At 69.8% G+C, this 20,314-nt stretch carries 9 protein-coding genes; 7 read left to right on the forward strand and 2 right to left on the reverse strand.

Annotated features, from left to right (window positions below; all coding sequences use genetic code 11):
• Positions 1–24 precede the first annotated feature (24 nt).
• The 4 genes from ACFVKT_RS35030 to ACFVKT_RS35045 all read left to right on the forward strand — a co-directional run bounded on the left by ACFVKT_RS35030 (position 25) and on the right by ACFVKT_RS35045 (position 14,877).
• Positions 25–10,683 (forward strand): amino acid adenylation domain-containing protein, encoded by a 10,659-nt coding sequence (locus ACFVKT_RS35030; protein ID WP_385739216.1) that lies wholly within the window; start codon positions 25–27, stop codon positions 10,681–10,683.
• Between the two features lie 30 nt (positions 10,684–10,713).
• On the forward strand, positions 10,714–11,778 hold the full coding sequence (locus ACFVKT_RS35035) for a methyltransferase (RefSeq protein WP_385739219.1): 1,065 nt from the start codon (positions 10,714–10,716) through the stop codon (positions 11,776–11,778).
• A 68-nt stretch (positions 11,779–11,846) separates the two neighbouring features.
• Positions 11,847–14,135, forward strand: coding sequence for a peroxidase family protein (locus ACFVKT_RS35040; RefSeq protein ID WP_385739223.1), 2,289 nt, complete (start codon positions 11,847–11,849; stop codon positions 14,133–14,135).
• A 124-nt stretch (positions 14,136–14,259) separates the two neighbouring features.
• Positions 14,260–14,877 carry a hypothetical protein gene (locus tag ACFVKT_RS35045; RefSeq protein ID WP_385739225.1) on the forward strand — a complete coding sequence of 206 codons (618 nt, stop codon included), beginning with the start codon at positions 14,260–14,262 and terminating at the stop codon, positions 14,875–14,877.
• Positions 14,878–14,933: 56 nt separating this feature from the next.
• Here ACFVKT_RS35045 and ACFVKT_RS35050 read toward each other — a convergent pair whose 3' ends face one another.
• Both ACFVKT_RS35050 and ACFVKT_RS35055 read right to left on the reverse strand, forming a co-directional pair.
• On the reverse strand, positions 14,934–16,169 hold the full coding sequence (locus ACFVKT_RS35050; protein WP_385739228.1) for a sensor histidine kinase: 1,236 nt from the start codon (positions 16,167–16,169) through the stop codon (positions 14,934–14,936).
• Positions 16,170–16,196: 27 nt separating this feature from the next.
• Positions 16,197–16,850 (reverse strand): response regulator transcription factor, encoded by a 654-nt coding sequence (locus ACFVKT_RS35055; protein WP_385739231.1) that lies wholly within the window; start codon positions 16,848–16,850, stop codon positions 16,197–16,199.
• A gap of 336 nt (positions 16,851–17,186) precedes the next feature.
• Between ACFVKT_RS35055 and ACFVKT_RS35060 the strand changes: the two genes are divergently transcribed.
• Genes ACFVKT_RS35060 through ACFVKT_RS35070 form a run of 3 tightly spaced genes read left to right on the forward strand, consistent with a single transcriptional unit; the run spans position 17,187 to position 20,283 of the window.
• A complete protein-coding gene (locus ACFVKT_RS35060) occupies positions 17,187–18,320 on the forward strand; it encodes an efflux RND transporter periplasmic adaptor subunit (RefSeq protein WP_385739233.1) in 1,134 nt (377 codons plus the stop codon).
• Positions 18,317–19,087 (forward strand): ABC transporter ATP-binding protein, encoded by a 771-nt coding sequence (locus ACFVKT_RS35065; RefSeq protein ID WP_385739236.1) that lies wholly within the window; start codon positions 18,317–18,319, stop codon positions 19,085–19,087. Before ACFVKT_RS35060 ends, ACFVKT_RS35065 begins: the two co-directional genes overlap by 4 nt.
• Positions 19,084–20,283, forward strand: coding sequence for an ABC transporter permease (locus ACFVKT_RS35070; protein ID WP_385739239.1), 1,200 nt, complete (start codon positions 19,084–19,086; stop codon positions 20,281–20,283). The genes ACFVKT_RS35065 and ACFVKT_RS35070 overlap by 4 nt, the downstream gene beginning before the upstream one ends.
• Positions 20,284–20,314 lie beyond the last annotated feature (31 nt).

The raw sequence follows: 20,314 nt of genomic DNA on the forward strand, positions 1-20,314 counted from the left end.
CGGTGGACGGCTGGTGGCGAGTTGGTGTTCGCCGGGCGTGCGGACGCGCAGATCAAGATCCGGGGGTTCCGGGTCGAGCCGGGTGAGATCGAGGCGGTGCTGGCGGCGCACGAGGAGGTCGGTCGTGCGCTTGTCCTGGCCCGGGACGATGCCGGTGTGCGCCGCCTGGTCGCGTATGTCGTCGCCGAGCACGGTGCGGCCCTGGACCCGGTGGAGGTGCGGTCGTTCGTGGCCGGGCGGTTGCCGGGGCACATGGTGCCGGCAGCGGTGATCCCGCTCGACGCGTTCCCTGTGACCGAGAACGGCAAGCTCGACCGCTCTGCCCTCCCCGCCCCGGACTTCGCGAGCCTGACCAGCGGCCGCGGGCCCGAGACCACCGTCGAGGAGGTGTTGTGCGGGCTGTTCGCGGACAGCCTCGGACTTGAGCGGGTCGGGGCGGAGGACTCGTTCTTCGAACTCGGCGGTGACTCCCTGCTGGCGATGCGGCTCATCGCCCGGGTGCGGTCGGCGCTGGCCGCTGAGATCAGCATCCGGGAACTCTTCGAGGCCCCGACCGTCGCCGGCCTCGCCCGGCTGGTGGACCAGGGCCGCGGCGTGGCACGCATTCCGCTGACGCCTCGGGAACGCCCGGAGCGGGTGCCGCTGTCGTACGCGCAGCAGCGCATGTGGTTCCTCAACCGGCTGGAGGACGCCGGTGCGGGCGCGGCGTACAACGTGTCCATGGGCATGCGCCTGTCGGGCGAGGTGGATGTCGCGGCCTTGGAGGCCGCGCTCGGTGACCTCGCCGACCGGCACGAGACCCTGCGAACCGTCTTCCCCGAGACCGAAGGGGAGCCGCACCAGCTGATCACCGCCGACCGTCCGGTGCTGCGGGTCGACATGGTTGCGGCGACGGACCTCGAAGGGGTGGTCGCGGAAGAGACGGGTCGCGGATTCGACCTGGCCACGGACGTGCCGTGGCGGGCGCGGCTACTGGTGCTGTCACCGGTGGAGTCGGTGCTGGTGCTCGTCGCGCACCACATCGCGGTCGACGGCGTGTCGATGGGCGTGCTCGCCCGTGACCTGGGCACGGGATACACGGCCCGGGTGCGGGGTGAGGCGTCGGGGTGGGAGCCGCTGCCGGTGCAGTACGCAGACTACGCACTGTGGCAGCGCGAGGTCCTCGGCGACCTCGGCGACCCCGACAGCCGCCTCACCGGGCAGCTCGACCACTGGCGCCACGCTCTCGCGGACCTCCCCGAGGAACTGTCCCTGCCCATGGACCATCCGCGGCCGTCGGAGTCGTCCTTCCGGGGCGGTGTGGTCCCCGTGCGGACGGATGCCGAGGTGCATGCGCTCTTGTCGGAGGTGGCGCGGCGGCATGGCGTGACGATGTTCATGGTGGTGCAGGCGGCGTTGGCGGTGCTGTTGTCGAAGGTGGGCGCGGGCACGGACATTCCGCTCGGCACGGCGGTGGCGGGTCGCAATGACGCCGAGGTCGAGAGGATGGTCGGGTTCTTCGTCAACACGCTGGTGCTGCGTACGGACGTGAGTGGTGATCCGTCGTTCGTGGAGTTGCTGGGGCGGGTGCGGGAGACGGACCTGGCCGCCTACGCGCACCAGGACGTGCCGTTCGAGCGGCTGGTGGAGGACCTGAACCCGGCCCGCTCACTCTCCCGCCACCCCCTCTTCCAGGTGATGTTCAGCCTGCAGAGCGCTCCCCAGGACCAGGGTGATTGGGACTGGGACCTTCCCGGGCTGCAGGTGCACCCCATCCGGCCGGAGGAGACGGCAACTGCCCGCTTCGACCTCTCCGTTGAGCTTTCCGAACTCCGCGACGAGCAGGGGGCACCGGCCGGACTCCAGGGCGGTATCCAGTACGCCACCGACCTGTTCGATCCGGACACCGCCGAGGCCCTTGCGGTACGGCTGACCCGCGTCCTGGAGCAGGTGGCCGCGGATCCGGACGTGCGGGTCGGCGCGATCGACGTACTGTCCGCCGACGAGCGGCACCGGGTGGTGGCGGAGTGGAACGACACCGCCCGTCCGGTGCCGGAACAGTCCCTGGTCGCCCTGTTCGAGGCGCAGGTGGTGCGGTCGCCGGACGCGGTGGCGGTGGTGGCTGGGGAGACGCGACTGACGTACGCGGAGGTGAATGCGCGGGCCAATGGTCTGGCTCACCATCTCAGGGGTCAGGGCGTGGGCGTCGAGAGCCTGGTCGGTGTCCGTGCGGAGCGGTCGGCGGACCTGGTGCCCATGCTGCTCGGTGTGCTCAAGGCGGGTGCGGCGTATGTGCCGTTGGATGTCGGGCTTCCGCGATCGCGGCGGGAGGCGATCGCGGCTGAGGCGGGGGTCGTGGTGACGCTCACCGGCGGTGAGGACGTTGCCCCGGTGGTGGAGAACCCGGAGGTGAGGCCGGGGCCGGAGAACCTCGCGTATGTGATGTATACGTCTGGTTCGTCCGGGGTGCCGAAGGGTGTGGCGGTCACTCATCGCAATGTGGTGGCGTTCTGTCTGGATGCGGCGTGGCGTGCGGATGTGCTGGAGCGGGTGCTCGTGCAGGCGAACCATGCGTTCGATGCCTCGACGTATGAGTTGTGGGTGCCGTTGTTGCGTGGTGGTCGGTTGGTGGTGGCGCCGGCGGGGGAGGTGGATGCGGCGGAGCGTGGTGCTCTGGTCGCGGAGCATGGTGTGACGAATGTGCATGCGACGGCGGGGTTGTTCCGGGTGTTGGCGGAGCAGTCGCCGGAGATTTTTGCCGGGGTGCGGGAGGTGTCCACGGGCGGTGATGTGGTCTCCGCATCCGCGATCCGGACCCTGCTTGCGGCCCATCCGGGTCTGGTGGTGCGTACTACGTACGGGCCGACGGAGACGACTGCGTTCGTCACGCAGGTCCCGTTCACCGCGGGGGATGAGATACCTGCGGCGGTGCCGATCGGTCGTCCGATGGACAACACCCGTACCTATGTGCTGGATGAGTTCCTGCGTCCGGTGGCGCCGGGTGTGGCCGGTGAGTTGTATCTGGCGGGTGAGGGTGTGGCGCGTGGGTATGCGGGTCGTCCGGGGCTGAGTGCGGAGCGGTTCGTGGCCTGCCCGTTCAGTGAGTGCGGTGAACGGATGTATCGCACTGGGGACTTGGCTAGCTGGCGTGCGGATGGGGTGCTGGAGTTCGCGGGGCGGGTTGATGAGCAGGTGAAGATCCGGGGTTTCCGGATCGAGCCGGGCGAGGTCGAGGCCGTACTGAGCGCGCAGGAGTGCGTGCGTCAGGCGGCGGTGATCGCCCGGGAGGATCAGCCGGGTGTCAAGCGGCTGGTCGCCTACCTTGTCGGCGATGTGGACGAGTCCGCGCTGCGGGAGTGGGCGGCCGAGCGCCTGCCGGAGTACATGGTGCCGTCGGCGTTCGTGACGCTCGACGCGATCCCGCTGACCAGGAACGGGAAGCTGGACCGGGCTGCCCTCCCCGCCCCGGACCTGGCGGGCCGGACCACCGGCCGCGCTCCCGCCACCCCCACCGAGGAGGTGCTGTGCGGCCTGTTCGCCGAGGTCCTCGGCGTGGACCGGGTCGGGACGGAAGACTCCTTCTTCCACCTCGGCGGCGATTCGCTGCTCGCCATGCGGCTGATCGCCCGCATCCGGTCGGTGCTGGACGCCGAGGTCAGCATCCGCGACCTGTTCGCCGCACCCACGGTCCAAGGGCTGGCCCGGCTCGCCGAGACCGCCCGTGGGGCGGACCGGCGTCTGGCACTTGAGCCTCAACAGCGCCCGGACACCGTGCCGTTGTCGTTCGCGCAGCAGCGGATGTGGTTCCTCAACCGGCTGGAGGAGGCCGGCGTGGGCGCCGGCTACAACGTGCCGCTGACCCTGCGGCTCTCCGGTGACCTGGACATCGCAGCCCTGGAGCTGGCGCTGGGCGACGTAGCCGACCGGCACGAGAGCCTGCGCACCCGCTACCCCGAGACCGACGGGCTGCCCCACCAGCGGATCCTCGACGGCGAGGAGTCGCACCCCCGGCTGAAGATGCGGGAGACCACCGAAGCGGACCTGTCCGAGGCCGTCGTCGACGAACTCGGCCGGGGTTTCGACCTGGCGGAAGAGCTGCCGTGGCGGGCTTCGCTGCTGGTGCTCGCGCCGACGGAGTCGGTGTTGGTGATCGTGGCGCATCACATCGCTGTGGACGGCTGGTCCATGGGCATCCTGGCCCGGGATCTGGAGACGGCCTATGTCGCCCGGGTACGCGGTGCCGCCCCGGGGTGGGAGCCGCTGCCGGTGCAGTACGCCGACTACGCGCTGTGGCAGCGCGAGTTGCTGGGCGACCTCGACGACACGGACAGCCTGATCTCCGCCCAGCTCGACCACTGGCGTTCGGCGCTGGCCGGGCTGCCGGAGGAGCTGGCGCTGCCGACCGATCGCCCGCGTGGGACGACGGCGTCGTTCAGCGGCGCCGATGTTCCCGTGCGGGTGGACGGCCACATCCACGCAGGACTGTCGGAGGTGGCGCGGCGGCATGGCGTGACGATGTTCATGGTGGTGCAGGCCGCGCTGGCGGTGCTGCTGTCGAAGTCGGGTGCGGGTGACGACATCCCGCTCGGCACGCCGGTGGCGGGGCGTGGCGACGCCGAGTTGGACGACCTTGTCGGGTTCTTCCTGAACACGCTGGTGCTGCGTACGGATGTCACTGGCGATCCGTCGTTCGTGGAGTTGCTGGGGCGGGTGCGGGAGACGGACCTGGCCGCCTATGCGCACCAGGATGTGCCGTTCGAGCGGCTGGTGGAGGACCTGAACCCGGCCCGCTCGCTGTCCCGGCACCCGCTGTTCCAGGTCATGCTGGCTTTCCAGAACGTTCCCGATTCCGACGCGCCCCTGGAGTTGCCGGGTCTGCGGGTGCGGCCGCTGGCCTCGGACGAGGTAGTGACGGCCAAGTTCGACCTGTCGGTCACCCTCATGGAACGGCGGGACGAGACGGGTGCACCTGCCGGGATCGAGGGCGGGATCCAGTACGCCACCGACCTGTTCGACGCAAGCACCGTGGACTCCCTCGCCCGACGCCTTGTCGCGGTGTTGGAGCAGGTGGCGGTGGATCCGGGGGTGCGGGTCGGCGCGATCGAGGTGCTGTCGGACGCGGAGCGTGGGCTGGTCCTGCACGGGTGGAATGCCACCGGTCGTGTGGTGCCCGGCGGCACGCTCGTGGAGTTGTTCGAGGCGCAGGTGGTGCGGTCGCCGGGTGCGGTGGCGGTGGTGGGGCAGGGCCGGTCGTGGACGTATGCGGAGCTGAATGCGCGGGCCAATGGTGTGGCGTACGGGCTGATCGGGCGGGGGGTTGGTCCGGAGGCGCTGATCGGCGTGCGGTTGGAGCGGTCGGCGGACCTGGTGCCCACGTTGCTTGGTGTGCTCAAGGCGGGTGCGGCGTATGTGCCGTTGGAAGTCGGGCTTCCGCAGGAGCGGTTGGCGTCGGTGGTGGCGGAGGCGGGGGTGTCGGTGGTCCTCACCGATGCCGATGTGTTTGAGCCGGTGGGTGACAACCCGGGTGTCAGGGTGTCGCCGGGTGCGTTGGCGTATGTGATGTACACGTCTGGTTCGTCCGGGGTGCCGAAGGGTGTGGCGGTCACGCACCGCAATGTGGTGGCGTTCTGCCTGGATGAGGCCTGGACGGAGGATGTGGTCGAGTGTGTGCTGTTCCAGGCGAACCATGCCTTTGACGCCTCGACGTATGAGTTGTGGGTGCCGTTGTTGCGTGGTGGTCGGTTGGTGGTGGCGCCGGCGGGGGAGGTGGATGCGGCGGAGCGTGGTGCTCTGGTCGCGGAGCATGGTGTGACGAATGTGCATGCGACGGCGGGGTTGTTCCGGGTGTTGGCGGAGCAGTCGCCGGAGATTTTTGCCGGGGTGCGGGAGGTGTCCACGGGCGGTGATGTGGTGTCCGCGTCGGCGATCCGGACCCTGCTCGGGGCCCATCCGGGTCTGGTGGTGCGTACCACCTACGGCCCCACGGAGACGACTGCGTTCGTCACGCAGGTCCCGTTCACCGCGGGGGATGAGGTGCCTGCGGCGGTGCCGATCGGTCGTCCGATGGACAACACCCGTACCTATGTGCTGGACGGCTCGCTGCGTCTCGTGCCGCCGGGTGTGGCCGGTGAGTTGTATGTCGCGGGTGAGGGTGTGGCGCGTGGTTATGCGGGTCGTCCGGGGCTGAGTGCGGAGCGGTTCGTGGCGTGCCCGTTCAGTGAGTGCGGTGAACGGATGTATCGCACTGGGGATCTGGCTCGCTGGCGTGGGGACGGTGTGCTGGAGTTCGCGGGGCGGGTTGATGAGCAGGTGAAGATCCGGGGTTTCCGGATCGAGCCGGGCGAGGTCGAGGCCGTACTGAGCGCGCAGGAGTGCGTGCGTCAGGCGGCGGTGATCGCCCGGGAGGACCAGCCCGGTGTCAAGCGCCTGGTCGCCTACCTCGTGGCGGAGACCGAGGCGGATGACGCCGACCTTCGCCGACACATCGCGGACAAGCTCCCGGAGTACATGGTCCCGGCCGCGTTCGTGACCGTGGACGCGATCCCGCTCACCAGGAACGGCAAGCTGGACCGGGCCGCCCTCCCCGCCCCGGACTTCGCGGGCCGGACCACCGGCCGCGCCCCCGCCACCCCCACTGAGGAACTCCTCTGCGGCCTGTTCGCCGAGGTCCTCGGCCTGGAACAAGTCGGCGCCGACGACTCCTTCTTCACCCTCGGCGGCGATTCGCTGCTCGCCATGCGGCTCATCGCCCGCGTCCAGGCAGTGCTGAACGCCGAGATCAACATCCGTGACGTATTCACCTCGCCCACGGTCGAGGCCATCGCCCGGCTCGTCGCCGACGGCGGGGCAGGCGGCCCCCGCCTGGCGCTGGCGGCGCGCGAGCGGCCGAGGGTCGTGCCGTTGTCGTACGCGCAGCAGCGGATGTGGTTCCTCAACCGGCTGGAGGAGGCCGGTGCCGGTGCCGGATACAACGTGCCGCTGGCGCTGCGGCTGACCGGCGAGCTGGACGTACCGGCCCTTGAGGCGGCGCTGCGCGATGTGGCGGACCGGCAGGAGAGCCTCCGTACGGTCTTCCCCGAGGCCGCAGGCGTTGCCCGGCAGGAGGTGCTCCAGGGTGAGCGGGGCCACCTGGTCCTGCGGGTGGACGAGGTGGCAGAGGACGACGTGCCCGCCGTCGCCGGTGATGAGATGGCGCGAGGCTTCGACCTGACCCGTGAGCTGCCGTGGCGGGCCCGGTGCCTGGTGCTGTCCCCGTCCGAGTCCGTGTTGATCGTCGTGGCGCATCACATCGCGGTGGACGGCTGGTCGATGGGCGTCCTGCTGCGCGATCTGAGTTCCGCGTACGAGGCGCGGTGCCGCGGTGCCGCCCCGGGGTGGGAGCCGCTGCCGGTGCAGTACGCCGACTACGCGCTGTGGCAGCGCGAGTTGCTGGGCGACCTCGACGACCCCGACAGCCTGATCTCCGCCCAGCTCGACCACTGGCGTTCGGCGCTGGCCGGGCTGCCGGAGGAGCTGGCGCTGCCGACCGATCGCCCGCGGCCGTCGGAGTCGTCCTTCCAGGGCGGCGCGGTCCGGGTGGAGACAGGCGCCGAGGTGCATGCGCTCTTGTCGGAGGTGGCGCGGCGGCGTGGCGTGACGATGTTCATGGTGGTGCAGGCCGCGCTGGCGGTGCTGCTGTCGAAGGTGGGCGCGGGCACCGATATCCCGCTCGGCACGGCGGTGGCGGGGCGTGGCGACGCCGCTCTTGACGACCTCGCCGGGTTCTTCGTCAACACGCTGGTGCTGCGTACGGATGTCAGCGGTGATCCGTCGTTCGTGGAGTTGCTGGGGCGGGTGCGGGAGACCGACCTGGCCGCCTACGCGCACCAGGACGTGCCGTTCGAGCGGCTGGTGGAGGACCTGAACCCCGCTCGGTCACTGGCCCGCCACCCCCTGTTCCAGGTCATGCTCACCCTGCAGAACCTGCCGCAGGGCGACACGGGCCTCAGGCTCGCCGGCCTGCGCGCGCAGCCGCTCGACGAGGGCCAGGAGCAGACGCAGGTCGCCAAGTTCGACCTCTCGGTCAGCCTGACCGAGCACCGCGACGAGCAGGGGGCACCGGCCGGACTCCAGGGCGGTATCCAGTACGCCACCGACCTGTTCGATCCGGACACCGCCGAGGCCCTTGCGGTACGGCTGACCCGCGTCCTGGAGCAGGTGGCCGCGGATCCGGACGTGCGGGTCGGCGCGATCGACGTACTGTCCGCCGACGAGCGGCATCGGGTGGTGGCGGAGTGGAATGCCACCGCCCGTCCGGTGCCGGAACAGTCCCTGGTCGCCCTGTTCGAGGCGCAGGTGGTGCGGTCGCCGGGTGCGGTGGCGGTGGTGGCTGGGGAGACGCGACTGACGTACGCGGAGGTGAATGCGCGGGCCAATGGTCTGGCTCACCATCTCAGGGGTCAGGGCGTGGGCGTCGAGAGCCTGGTCGGTGTCCGTGCGGAGCGGTCGGCGGACCTGGTGCCCATGCTGCTCGGTGTGCTCAAGGCGGGTGCGGCGTATGTGCCGTTGGATGTCGGGCTTCCGCGATCGCGGCGGGAGGCGATCGCGGCTGAGGCGGGGGTCGTGGTGACGCTCACCGGCGGTGAGGACGTTGCCCCGGTGGTGGAGAACCCGGAGGTGAGGCCGGGGCCGGAGAACCTCGCGTATGTGATGTATACGTCTGGTTCGTCCGGTGTGCCGAAGGGTGTGGCGGTCACGCATCGCAATGTGGTGGCGTTCTGTCTGGATGCGGCGTGGCGTGCGGATGTGCTGGAGCGGGTGCTCGTGCAGGCGAACCACGCGTTCGATGCCTCGACGTACGAGATCTGGGCGCCGTTGTTGCGTGGTGGTCGGCTGGTGGTGGCCCCGGCGGGGGAGGTGGACGCGGCGGAGCGCGGTGCTCTGATCGCGGAGCATGGTGTGACGCATGTGGTGGCTCCGTCGGGGTTGTTCCGGGTGTTGGCGGAGCAGTCGCCGGAGATTTTTGCCGGGGTGCGGGAGGTGCTGACCGGTGGTGATGTGGTCTCCGCATCCGCGATCCGGACCCTGCTCGGAGCCCATCCGGGTCTGGTGGTGCGTACCACCTACGGCCCGACGGAGACGACTGCGTTCGTCACTCAGGTCCCGTTCACGGCGGGGGATGAGGTGCCTGCGGCGGTGCCGATCGGTCGTCCGATGGACAACACCCGAGCGTATGTCCTGGACGGCTCGCTGCGTCCGGTGGCGCCGGGTGTGGCCGGTGAGTTGTATGTCGCGGGTGAGGGTGTGGCGCGTGGTTATGCGGGTCGTCCGGGGCTGAGTGCGGAGCGGTTCGTGGCCTGCCCGTTCAGTGAGTGCGGTGAACGGATGTATCGCACCGGGGACTTGGCCCGCTGGCGTGGGGACGGTGTGCTGGAGTTCGCGGGGCGGGTTGATGAGCAGGTGAAGATCCGGGGCTTCCGGATCGAGCCGGGCGAGGTCGAGGCCGTACTGAGCGCGCAGGAGAGCGTGCGTCAGGCGGCGGTGATCGCCCGGGAGGACCAGCCCGGTGTCAAGCGGCTGGTCGCCTACCTTGTCGGCGATGTGGACGAGCCCGCGCTGCGGGAGTGGGCGGCCGAGCGCCTGCCGGAGTACATGGTGCCGTCGGCGTTCGTGACGCTCGACGCGATCCCGCTGACCAGGAACGGGAAGCTGGACCGGGCTGCCCTCCCCGCCCCGGACCTGGCGGGCCGGACCACCGGCCGCGCCCCCGCCACCCCTGTCGAGGAGATCCTCTGCGGCCTGTTCGCCGAGGTTCTCGGCCTGGAACAAGTCGGGGCCGAGGACTCCTTCTTCACCCTCGGCGGCGATTCGCTGCTCGCCATGCGGCTGATCGCCCGCATCCGGTCGGTGCTCGACGCCGAGGTCAGCATCCGCGCCCTGCTCGCCGCACCCACGGTCGCGGCGGTCGCGGAGGCGCTCGACGAGAGCGGCCCCACCGGCGACTTCGACCGGCTCCTTCCGCTCCGCTCCGGCGGCGGTGGCGCACCGCTGTTCTTCCTCCACTCCGGGGGCGGACTCGCCTGGAACTACGCGGAGTTGGCCGCTCACCTCCCGTCGGGGCGACCCCTTTACGGCCTCCAGGCGCGCGGTCTGGAGCGGGTTGAGGAGCTGCCCGCGAGCATCGAGGAGATGGCGGCCGACTACGTGGAGCAGATCCGGGCCGTACAACCGGACGGCCCCTACCACCTGGTGGGCTGGTCGTTCGGTGGGGTGGTCGCGCAGGCCGTCGGGGCCCGGCTGCAGGACGCGGGCGAGACGATCGCCCTGCTGGCGATCCTCGACGGATACCCGTACGAGGAGTCCGACGAGGAGTCCGAGGACGAGCCGGAGGCAAGGCAACCGGCAGGTCGGCGCCGCCCGGGGCCGGCGGGCGTCCCGGCCCTGGAGGCCGTCAAGCGGGTCGCGGACAACAACGTCCGGCTCGTCATGGAGCACACTCCGCGCGCCTTCTACGGCGACCTGCTCCTCATCGTCGCGACCCAGGCGCGGCCGGAGAGCCTGCCGGTGGAGCGGGCCGTGGAGATCTGGGAGCCGTACGTGGACGGCGCCATCGAACGCCATCTGGTGGAGGCCGACCACCATCGGATGCTCACGGCGGATCCGGCGGCGCGCATCGGTGAGCTGCTGACCGCGAAGCTCCGCGGAACCGACGACCGGCACATCTGACGACCGGCACATCTAACGCCAGGAGGCGGAATGTCAGAGACAAGCACAGTGGACTCGTCCGGGCGGGCGAAGGACGTCGTGGACGAGTCCGATCCGCGGGCGCTCATCTGGGACCTGCTGCGTGGGCAGTGGCGGTTCTCCGCGCTGTACGCGTTCGTGGACCTCGACGTGGCCGGCGCCCTGTGCGACGGACCGCTGCCGGTACCGGAACTGGCCGAGAAGCTCGGCGTGGACCGGGTCGCGCTGGGCCGGCTGCTGCGCACCGTCGCGGCGCTCGGCGTGGTGCGGTCCGAGGACGTGGCCGGCACCCCACGGTACCGGCTGACCCCCGCGGGCGAGTCGCTGTGCGCCGACGCTCCCGGCTCGATGCGGTCGGTCAGCCTGCTGCAGGGGGCACCCGACCTGCTGGACGCGATGGGTTCGCTCGCCGCCGCCGTCCGGGACGGCTGCTCCTCGTTCGCGGCACGGTTCGGCTCGTTCTACGGCTGGCTCGCGACCAGCCCCGAGTCCCGGAAGCACTTCGACATCTTCATGACCACGCGGTCCCGGGCCATCGCCGAGGCCGCCGTGGCGGCGATCGACCTCTCCGGCATCGGGACGCTCGCCGACATCGGCGGCGGCAAGGGCACGGTGCTCGCGACGGCGCTGCGCGTCACGCCCGGCATGCGGGGACTGTTGCTCGACCTGGAGCCGGTGATGGCCGGCGCCCGTGAGTTCATGGCCGAGCAGGGCATGGCCGACCGGTGCGAATTCGTCGTTGGCGACTTCTTCCAGGCGGTGCCGAAGGCGGACGCCTACCTGCTGTCGAACATCGTGCACAACTGGGACGACGACGACGCGCTGCGCCTTCTCGGCAACATCCGCCGCGAACTGCCCAAGCACGGCCGGGTGCTGCTGCTGGACATGCTGCTCCCAGAGGGAGACGCGCCGCACCTCGGCAAGGAGATGGACATGCGGCTGCTGGCGCTCTACGACGGCGGCCGCGAGCGCGGCGAGCAGGAGTACCTGGCGCTGCTGGGTAAGGCGGGGCTGAGCGTCGAGCGCGTGGTCGAACTGCCCTATGCCCTCAGCCTGATCGAAGCCGGTCGCGAATGATGCGCCGATCGGCGAAAGGATCACGGGTCTTATCGGGAAGCGCCGCTCCGCGGCGCGGAAACAGCCGAATGCGCCTCATCCGGGGCCGGACGGCACTCGCAGCGGCGCTCACCGCGTTGTTCGCCGGGAGCGGGCTTGTCGATCCCGCGGCGCCGAGCGCGCTGGGGTCCAGCTGGGTGTGGGGCCAGAGCCTCGACGGGCGCGGCAACAACGTACTGCGTCCCGACTGGGGCCGTGCCGAGACGAACTACTCCCGGGTCACGGGCGCTCGCTACGCCGACGGCCGCGGCACACCCGTCAGCGGGCCGAACGCACGCACCGTCAGCAACCGGATCTTCAACGACGAGTTCGCGGACGAGGGCGGCTTCGGCTTCTCGGTGAATATCTTCTCCGAGCAGCAGCTCAGCCAGTGGTCGTGGGTCTGGGGTCAGTTCATCGACCACGAGTTCGGATTACGCAGCGGTGTGCTGATCAGCGACCCGCAGGGCGAGCGGGCCGACGTCCCCGTGAACGGCGAGGATCCGCTGGAGACTCGGGAGGATCCGGCTACGCTCAAGTTCACGCGTTCGACGCCCGCGCCGGGGACCGGGGTGACCACTCCCCGTGAGCAGATCAACAACGTCAGCTCCTATCTCGACGCCTCGGCCGTCTACTCGACGGACGACCAGCGCCTGGAGTGGCTGAGGGTGGGGCCCGTCGACGGGAACCTGGCCAACAACGGCGCCAAGCTGTTGATGCCGGACGAGTACCTGCCGCGCAGGGACGCGCGCGGAGACACCGCCAACGCCCCCGAGGTGGAGCTGGGCGGGGAGCTGATCGCCAACCCGGGCCAGGCGGTCGTCACGGGGGACGCGCGGGCCAACAACAACACCGGTGTCACAGCGGTGGAGACGCTCATAGCACGCGAGCACAACCGGATCGTCGACCTGCTGCCCACGTCGCTGGGCGAGCAGGAGAAGTTCGAGATCGCCCGCCGGGTCGTCATCGCCAAGGTGCAGTACGTCACCTACAACGAGTTCCTGCCGGCGCACGGCATCCGTCTGCCCGCGTACCAGGGCTACAACCCGTCGGTGAACGCCACCCTCAGCAATGAGTTCTCGACCGTCGGATACCGCATCCACAGCATGATCCACAGCGGGTTCCCGATGGAGACCGAACGCTCCCGGTACACCGACGAGCAGATCCAGAAGTTCCGCGAAATGGGCTTCAACATCGATCCGAGCGACGACCCCGACAAGATCAAGCTTCAGTTCGTGCTGGCGCAGGCGCGGGACAACCCCATGGTCCTGCCGATGGTCGGGCTCGGGCCGTTCCTCCAGGGTCTCGGCTCCAAGGCGCAGTACCAGAACGACGAGCAGATCGAGCGCGAGATCCGGGACGTGCTGTGCTCGGCCCCCGACGCCAACCCCAAGTGCGTGTTCGACCTGGGCGCGCTGGACCTGGAGCGGGGCCGCGACCATGGCATGCCCAGCTACAACGAGATGCGGCGCGCCTACGGCCTGCCGGCCAAGAACTCGTTCAAGGACATCACCGGGGAGAACACCGAGACGTTCCCTACCGACCCGCTGCTCACTCCCGGCGACGAGATCAACGACCCCGACAGCATCGACTTCACTCGCATCACCAACCTGTTCGGCAGCCAGGTCTCTCCGGAGAACCATCCGGAGGACACCAGCGCCGTCTCGTTCGCGCGGCGCACCCCGCTGGCCGCGCGGCTGAAGGCGCTGTACGGCTCGGTGGACAAAATCGACGCCTATGTGGGAATGCTCGCGGAGAAGAATTCCGGCCCTGAGTTCGGCGAACTGCAGCGGGCGATGTGGAGCCGCGAATTCCAACGGCTGCGTGACGGTGACCGCTTCTTCTACGGCAACCAGTTGCCGGTGCTCGAACTCATCAAGAAGCGCTATGGCATCGACTTCCGGGAGAACCTGGGTGACCTCATCGCCCGCAATTCCGATGTGAAACGATCGGACCTGGCCGGCAATGTGTTCTTCGCCAAGGGACAGGTGCCGCCGGAAAGCTGCCGGGTCGGTTACCGCACGACGGCGCAGACCGGAACCGACTCCGGCACCTACGAGGCGACCGTTCGCCTCGCGAACACCACGAAGCGACCGATCGACGCCTGGGCACTGCGGTTCCGGTACGCAGACGAGCAGGAGATCACCGAGGCGGAGGGCGCCGTCGTCGCGCAGAACGGCACCGATGTCTCCCTCACGAACCCCCCGACCGGCGGCGCGATCGATCCCGGGGAGACCCGTGAGATCAAACTCGCCGGTGCCTGGAGGGGACGCGACACCGACCCCTCTTCCTTCACGCTCAACACCACGCAATGCCGTGCGGAGCAGGGATCCGGATAACTGGCGGAAAGCCTGCCCGAGGGGCCGACAGACAGCGCTAGCCCCTCCCTTTTCGCTGATACCTTCCCGCAACCGTCCGTCCGATAGAACTTTCTCAGGAGCGATTCGAAAGAGGTGCGAAAGCATGCCGACAAATACGGCTGAGCGCGAGGAATGGAAGACCGCAGCGTTGCCGCGTCGCATCCGGCCGCGCGTCACACTGGTCGCGGCGATCGCCGCCGTCGGCCTGCTGGTGACCGCGTGCGGAGACGACGGCGATGGCGGCGGTGACAGCGGTGTCGCCGCGGCCAGCCCCAGTAACAGTGCGAGCGCGAAGCAGGGCGGCGATTCCACTGAGAAAAGTCCCCTCGCCTATTCGAAGTGCATGCGGGCGAACGGCGTGCCCGAATTCCCGGACCCGGACGCCAACGGCGGTCTCAAGATCGACGGTGACAAGGTGGGTCTGGGCACGCCGACGTACGAGAAGGCCGCGGAGAAGTGCAAGCAGTACAACGCCGCGCCGGCGCCTGAGGCGGCTCCGGACCGAGAGGCCGCGCTGGAATACGCCAAATGCATGCGCGAGAACGGTGTGCCCAAGTTCCCGGACCCCAATGCCGAGGGCGGGACCGACATCGACCGGGATGCGCTCGGCGTCGACATCACCGGTCCCGTCTTCAAGAAGGCTGACGACAAGTGCAAAGAGGTCCTGAGGAACGGCGGGGAAGGCGCGGAAGAAGGCGCCCAGGACACGCAGGGCGGATGACCGCGACGTCCCGTGGGACAGCGATCCGGGTGTCCCCGGCCGCTGTCCCGCCGTCGCTAGACGCGTTCAACGGCGGCCGGCCCTACGGCCGCGTCCGCCGTGGTGCAGGGGAAGCGCACCGTCACGGTCAGACCACCGTCCGGCCGGGGCACGGCGTCGAGTTCGGCGTGATGGGCGGTGGCGATGGTGCTGACGATCGACAGTCCGAGACCGAGCCCCTCACGGTGGGTGCGCGCGGTGCCGACCCGCTGGAACGGCTGGAACAGCCGGTCCAGCTCGTCGGCGGCGACGACCGGGCCCGAGTTACTCACGGTCAGCACGGCCCGGCCGCCTTCGGCGCGGGTGGCGACCTCGACCCACCCGCCGGGAGTGTTGTAGCTCAGCGCGTTGTCCACCAGATTGATCACCAGGCGTTCCGCCAGGCCCGCGCCACCGACCGCGGCCGCCGGATCCAGCGTCGTGCGCCACGACACGCTGCGCCGCTCGGCCTCCTCGGCGCGGGTCGCCACGACCTTCCCGGCCAGCTGCTGGAGGTCGAACGGCACCCACCGCTCAAGGCCGGCCTGCCCCCTGGCCAAGGTCAGCAGCGACGTGATCAACCGCTCCTGCTCGCGGCCGGCGGCGAGGATCCGCAGGTGGGCCTCCCGCAGCGACTCCACGCTCGCGTCCGGATCCGACAGGGCGACCTGCCCGAGGGTGCGCTGCCGCGTCATGGGAGTCCGCAGCTCGTGCGAGGCGTTGGCCACGAACCGGCGCTGTGCCTCGAAAGCGGCCTCCAGACGGGCCAGCAGCTCGTCGAAGGTGTCGCCGAGGTCCTTGAGTTCGTCGGCGGGCCCCGGCAGGGCCAGCCGTGCGTGCAGGTTGGTCGCGGAGATCTCCCGGGCCGTGCGGGTGATCGTGCTCAGGCGTCGCAGCACGCGCCCGGCCAGCACCCAGCCGAGACCCGCCGAGACGACCACCATGATGCCCAGTGCGGTGCCGCCCTGGACCAGCAGCGTGTGCCGCCGCTCGGCCTTCTGCCGCTGCGCCAGTTCGATGAGCGCTTCGCTTTCACCGGCATCCGGCGCGGGCAGGTCCTCCCCCTCGTTGTTGAGTTCCTGCGGGCCGCGTTTGTCCGGCGGCTTCGCCACCTCTTTGACCGTGGCCGTGCCGCCCTGGCCGTTGTACACGTAGAGGCCCGGGTCGGCCCGGTCGACCAGGAAGAAGGTCATCGCGAGCAGTGCCACGCCGGACACGAGGAAGACCCCGCCGTAGAGCAGCATCAGGCGGAACCGGACGGTGTTGCGGGGCATGCGGAAAACGGTGCGCATGGGCTGCCCTCAGACGCGGTAGCCGGACTTGGCCACGGTATGGATCACCGGTGGGTCGCCGAGCTTGGCGCGCAGTCGGCTGATGGTGACCTTGACGGACTTGGTGAACGGGTCGGCCGATTCGTCCCACACCCGTTCGAGCAGCTCCTCCGCCGAGACCACCCGGCCCTGGGCGGCGAGCAGCAACTCCAGCACGCCGAACTCCTTGGGAGCCAGGTCGAGCGGCTCGCCGCCCCGAGTCACCCGGCGCTGCGACGCGTCCAGCTCGATGTCGCCGTGCTGCAGCACCGGAGGCACCGCGGGATGCGCCCGCCGGGCCAGCGCGACGATCCGGGCCGTCAGCACGCGGAAGTCGAACGGTTTGCACAGATAGTCGTCGGCGCCCAGGTTCAGCCCGTCCACCAGGTCCTCGTTGGTCGCGGCCGCGGTCAGCATCAGCACCCGGCTGCGGCAGTCCGCGGCGACGAGCTTGGCGCACAACGTGTCGCCGTCCATCCCGGGCAGGTCCCGGTCGAGGACGATCACGTCATAGTCGTTGACAAGGGCGCGTTCCAGACCGGACAGCCCGTCCAGCGCGACGTCGACCGCCATCCGCTGCCGGCGCAGCCCCACCGCCACCGCGTTGGCAACTTCCTCGTCGTCCTCGACGATAAGAACGCGCACCTTATTCTCCCCCCGGGGAAAAGACTTCAGCCCACAGTTATTAAGCCCGTGCCGTTTTCCCATGTTAGCGACCGGACGGTTGCGGCGGGGTTTCATCCGGGCGTTCCGGGACGGCTTGACCGCCCCGTCCGGCATGCCCGCGGCGGGCGTGGAAGTTGTCACGCCCACGGCTCCAGGAATTCGGCGGCGGGCGATACCGTCCCGAAACCGCCGCTCCCGTAGAACAAAACCAGCAGGCAAATAGGCAGCTGATGAAGGTCAGTCGAAGGAGACGGGTATGCGCGTGCATGAACACGGCCAGGCGCGGCGGCTGGGCGGTGACGGACGGTGGATGTGATGCCCTCCCCTACGCAGAGCAAGGACACGGAGCCCGCGACCGCGGAGACCGGGCGGCGCAAGGGCCGTCGGTGGACGATCGTGACGATCCTGGTGATCGGCACCGCGGGAGCGGCCGTCGCCGCTTACCTGGTCGTCCCCTTCGACCAGGAAGCCAAGGCCGACGACACCAGCGACAAGACGCCCATCAGTACAGCGACCGTGAAGCGGGGCACGGTGTCCGCTCGCACATCGGTCAACGGCACGCTGGCCTACGCCGGCAGCTATGAGGCCGTCGGCCGGGCGAGCGGTGTGGTCACCAGAGTGCCCAAGGCGGGCGACCAGCGCCGCGCGGGCCAGGTCTTGTACGAGGTCAACGGCAAGCCGGTCATCTTCCTGAAGGGATCCATCCCGGTATTCCGGGATCTGAAGCAGGGCGACGAGGGAGCCGACGTCAAACAGCTCAACGCCGCGCTGGTCAAGCTCGGTTACAGCAGCTACCTGAGTTCCTCCTCCAGCGACTACAGCTACCTGACCAAGGCCGCGGTCAAGGAGATGGAGGACGACTTCGGCCTGGAGGAGGACGGGAAGCTGTCGATGAGCGAGGTGGTGTATTTGCCTCAGGACACGATCAAGGTGACCAAGGTGAACCTCAAGCTGGGTGCCCAGGCCCAGCCGGGGATGGCGGTGCTGACAGCCAGCTCGCTGCGCCGGTACGTCTCGGTGCAGATCGACACCGCCTACCAGTCGCAGGTGAAGCGCGGTGACAAGGTGACGATCACGCTGCCGGACCTGAAGACGACCGAGGGCAAGGTGACGTCGGTGGGCCGGGTCGCCGAGTCGGGCGGCGACAACCAGGGCGCCAAGGTCACGGTGGGCATCGAGCCCAACGACCCCAAGGCCACCGGCAGTCTCGACCAGGCGCCGGTACAGGTGTCGATCATCACCGGCAGCGCCGACGACGTGCTGAACGTCCCGGTGAACTCCCTGCTGGCGCTGCTTGACGGCGGTTACGGCGTCGAGGTGGTCGGCTCCGGCGGCGAGCGCCGGCTGGTGCCGGTCGAGCTGGGGATGTTCGACCAGGACAGCGGACTCGTCGAGGTCACCGGGGACGGTCTGAAGGCCGGTCAGCGGATTGTGGTGCCGACGTCATGAGTGAACTCAGCGCCCGCGCGGGCGATATCGCGGTGGTGGCCGACGCGCCGGAGGGGGGCGCCGAGTCCCCGGTTCTGGAACTGGACGGGGTGACCCGCCTCTTCCCGGGCGGTGCGTCGCCTGTGGTGGCCCTCGGCGGGGTGAACTTCACCATCAAACGCGGCGAACTGGTCGCAATCGTCGGCCCGTCGGGTTCCGGCAAGTCCACGCTGCTCAACGTCATGGGCACGCTGGATCGGCCGAGCGCCGGCGTCATGCGCATCGCCGGCACCGATGTCGCGCAGATGAGCGACCGTCAGCTGGCGGCGATGCGGGCCACCGAGATCGGCTTCGTGTTCCAGCAGTTCTTCCTGGCCGACCACACCAGTGCGCTGGAGAACGTCGCCGACGGGCTCCTGTACGCGGGCGTGGGCCGGACGGCCCGGCGCCGGGCGGCGGCCGAGGCTCTGGACCGGGTCGGGCTGGCGCACCGCGCCGAGTTCCGGCCGTCCAAGCTGTCCGGCGGCGAACGGCAGCGGGTCGCGATCGCCCGTGCGCTGGTCGGCAGCCCCGCGATCGTGCTCGCCGACGAGCCCACCGGCAACCTCGACAGCGTCAACGGCTCGGCGATCCTGTCGCTGCTGACCGACCTGAATCAGCAGGGCGCCACCATCGTCGTGATCACGCACGACCGGGACATGGCTGCCCAGCTGCCCCGCCGCATCGAGATGCTGGACGGCCGGGTAGTCGCCGACAACGCGTCCCGAAAGGGGGCTTGGAGCCAGTGACCGTGACCTACCGCCCCGGACATCTGGGGTTCGTCGACCTCACCCGCACGGGCAGCGTCGGGCTGCGCACCCGGCGGCTGCGGGCGGCCCTGTCGGCGCTGGGCATCGCGATCGGGGTGGCCTCGATCGTGGCCGTACTCGGGCTGTCCGCCTCGTCGCAGGCCGGACTGCTGGCCGAGATCGACCGGCTCGGCACCAATATGCTGACCGTGACCCCCGGCAGGGACATCCAGGGCAACGAGGTGAAACTCCCCAAGACGGCCCCGGGAATGATCTCTCGTATCGGCCCGGTGCAGCAGGTGGAGAACACCGGCGTCACCACGGCCAAGGTGTACCGCAGTCCGCTGGTTCCGACGCTCAACACCAACGGGCTCAAGGTCCAGGCGACGAGCCTGCAGCTGCCCGCGACGGTGCGCACCAAGGTCGCCCACGGCGCGTTCCTGAACAAGGCCACCGCTACCCAGCCGACCGCGGTGCTGGGCTACGACGCGGCCAAGCGCCTCGGGATCGACCGGATACGCACCGGGCAGCGGATCTGGCTCGGCGACCAGTGGTTCTACGTGATCGGCATCCTCGAAAAGGCGGCCCTCGCCCCGGAGATCGACGCCTCCGTACTCGTCGGTTACCCGGCCGCTGAGCGCTATCTCAACTACAGCGGGCACCCCACCACCATCTACGTCAGGTCGCAGACCGACTACGTGAACGACGTGCACTCGGTGCTGGCGCGGACCGCCAACCCGGAGGACCCGGCGAACGCCACGGTCAGCAACCCGTCCGACGCGCTGGTCGCCCGGGCGGCCGCGGAGTCGGCGCTCAACGGCCTGTTCCTCGGCCTGGGCGCGGTGGCGCTGCTGGTCGGCGGGGTGGGGGTCGCCAACACCATGGTCATCTCGGTCCTGGAACGCCGATCGGAGATCGGACTGCGGCGCGCACTGGGTGCGACCCGCGGACACATCCGCACCCAGTTCTTCTCCGAAGCGGTGCTGCTCGCCGGGATCGGCGGGACGGTGGGCGTCTTCTGCGGAGTCGTGGCCACGGTCGTCTACACCTCCGTCAAGGGCTGGACGGTCGTGGTTCCCCCCGAGGCGTGGATGGGCGGCGTCGGATCCGCGCTGGCCATCGGCGCGATCGCCGGACTGCTCCCGGCGATCCGCGCGGCCCGGATGCAGCCCACCGAGGCACTGCGCACGGTATGACCCGCGCCGCAGCATGACCCGCGCCGCCTCC

The sequence above is a fragment of the Streptomyces sp. NPDC127595 genome, assembly GCF_042671685.1.
GTDB lineage: Bacteria > Actinomycetota > Actinomycetes > Streptomycetales > Streptomycetaceae > Streptomyces.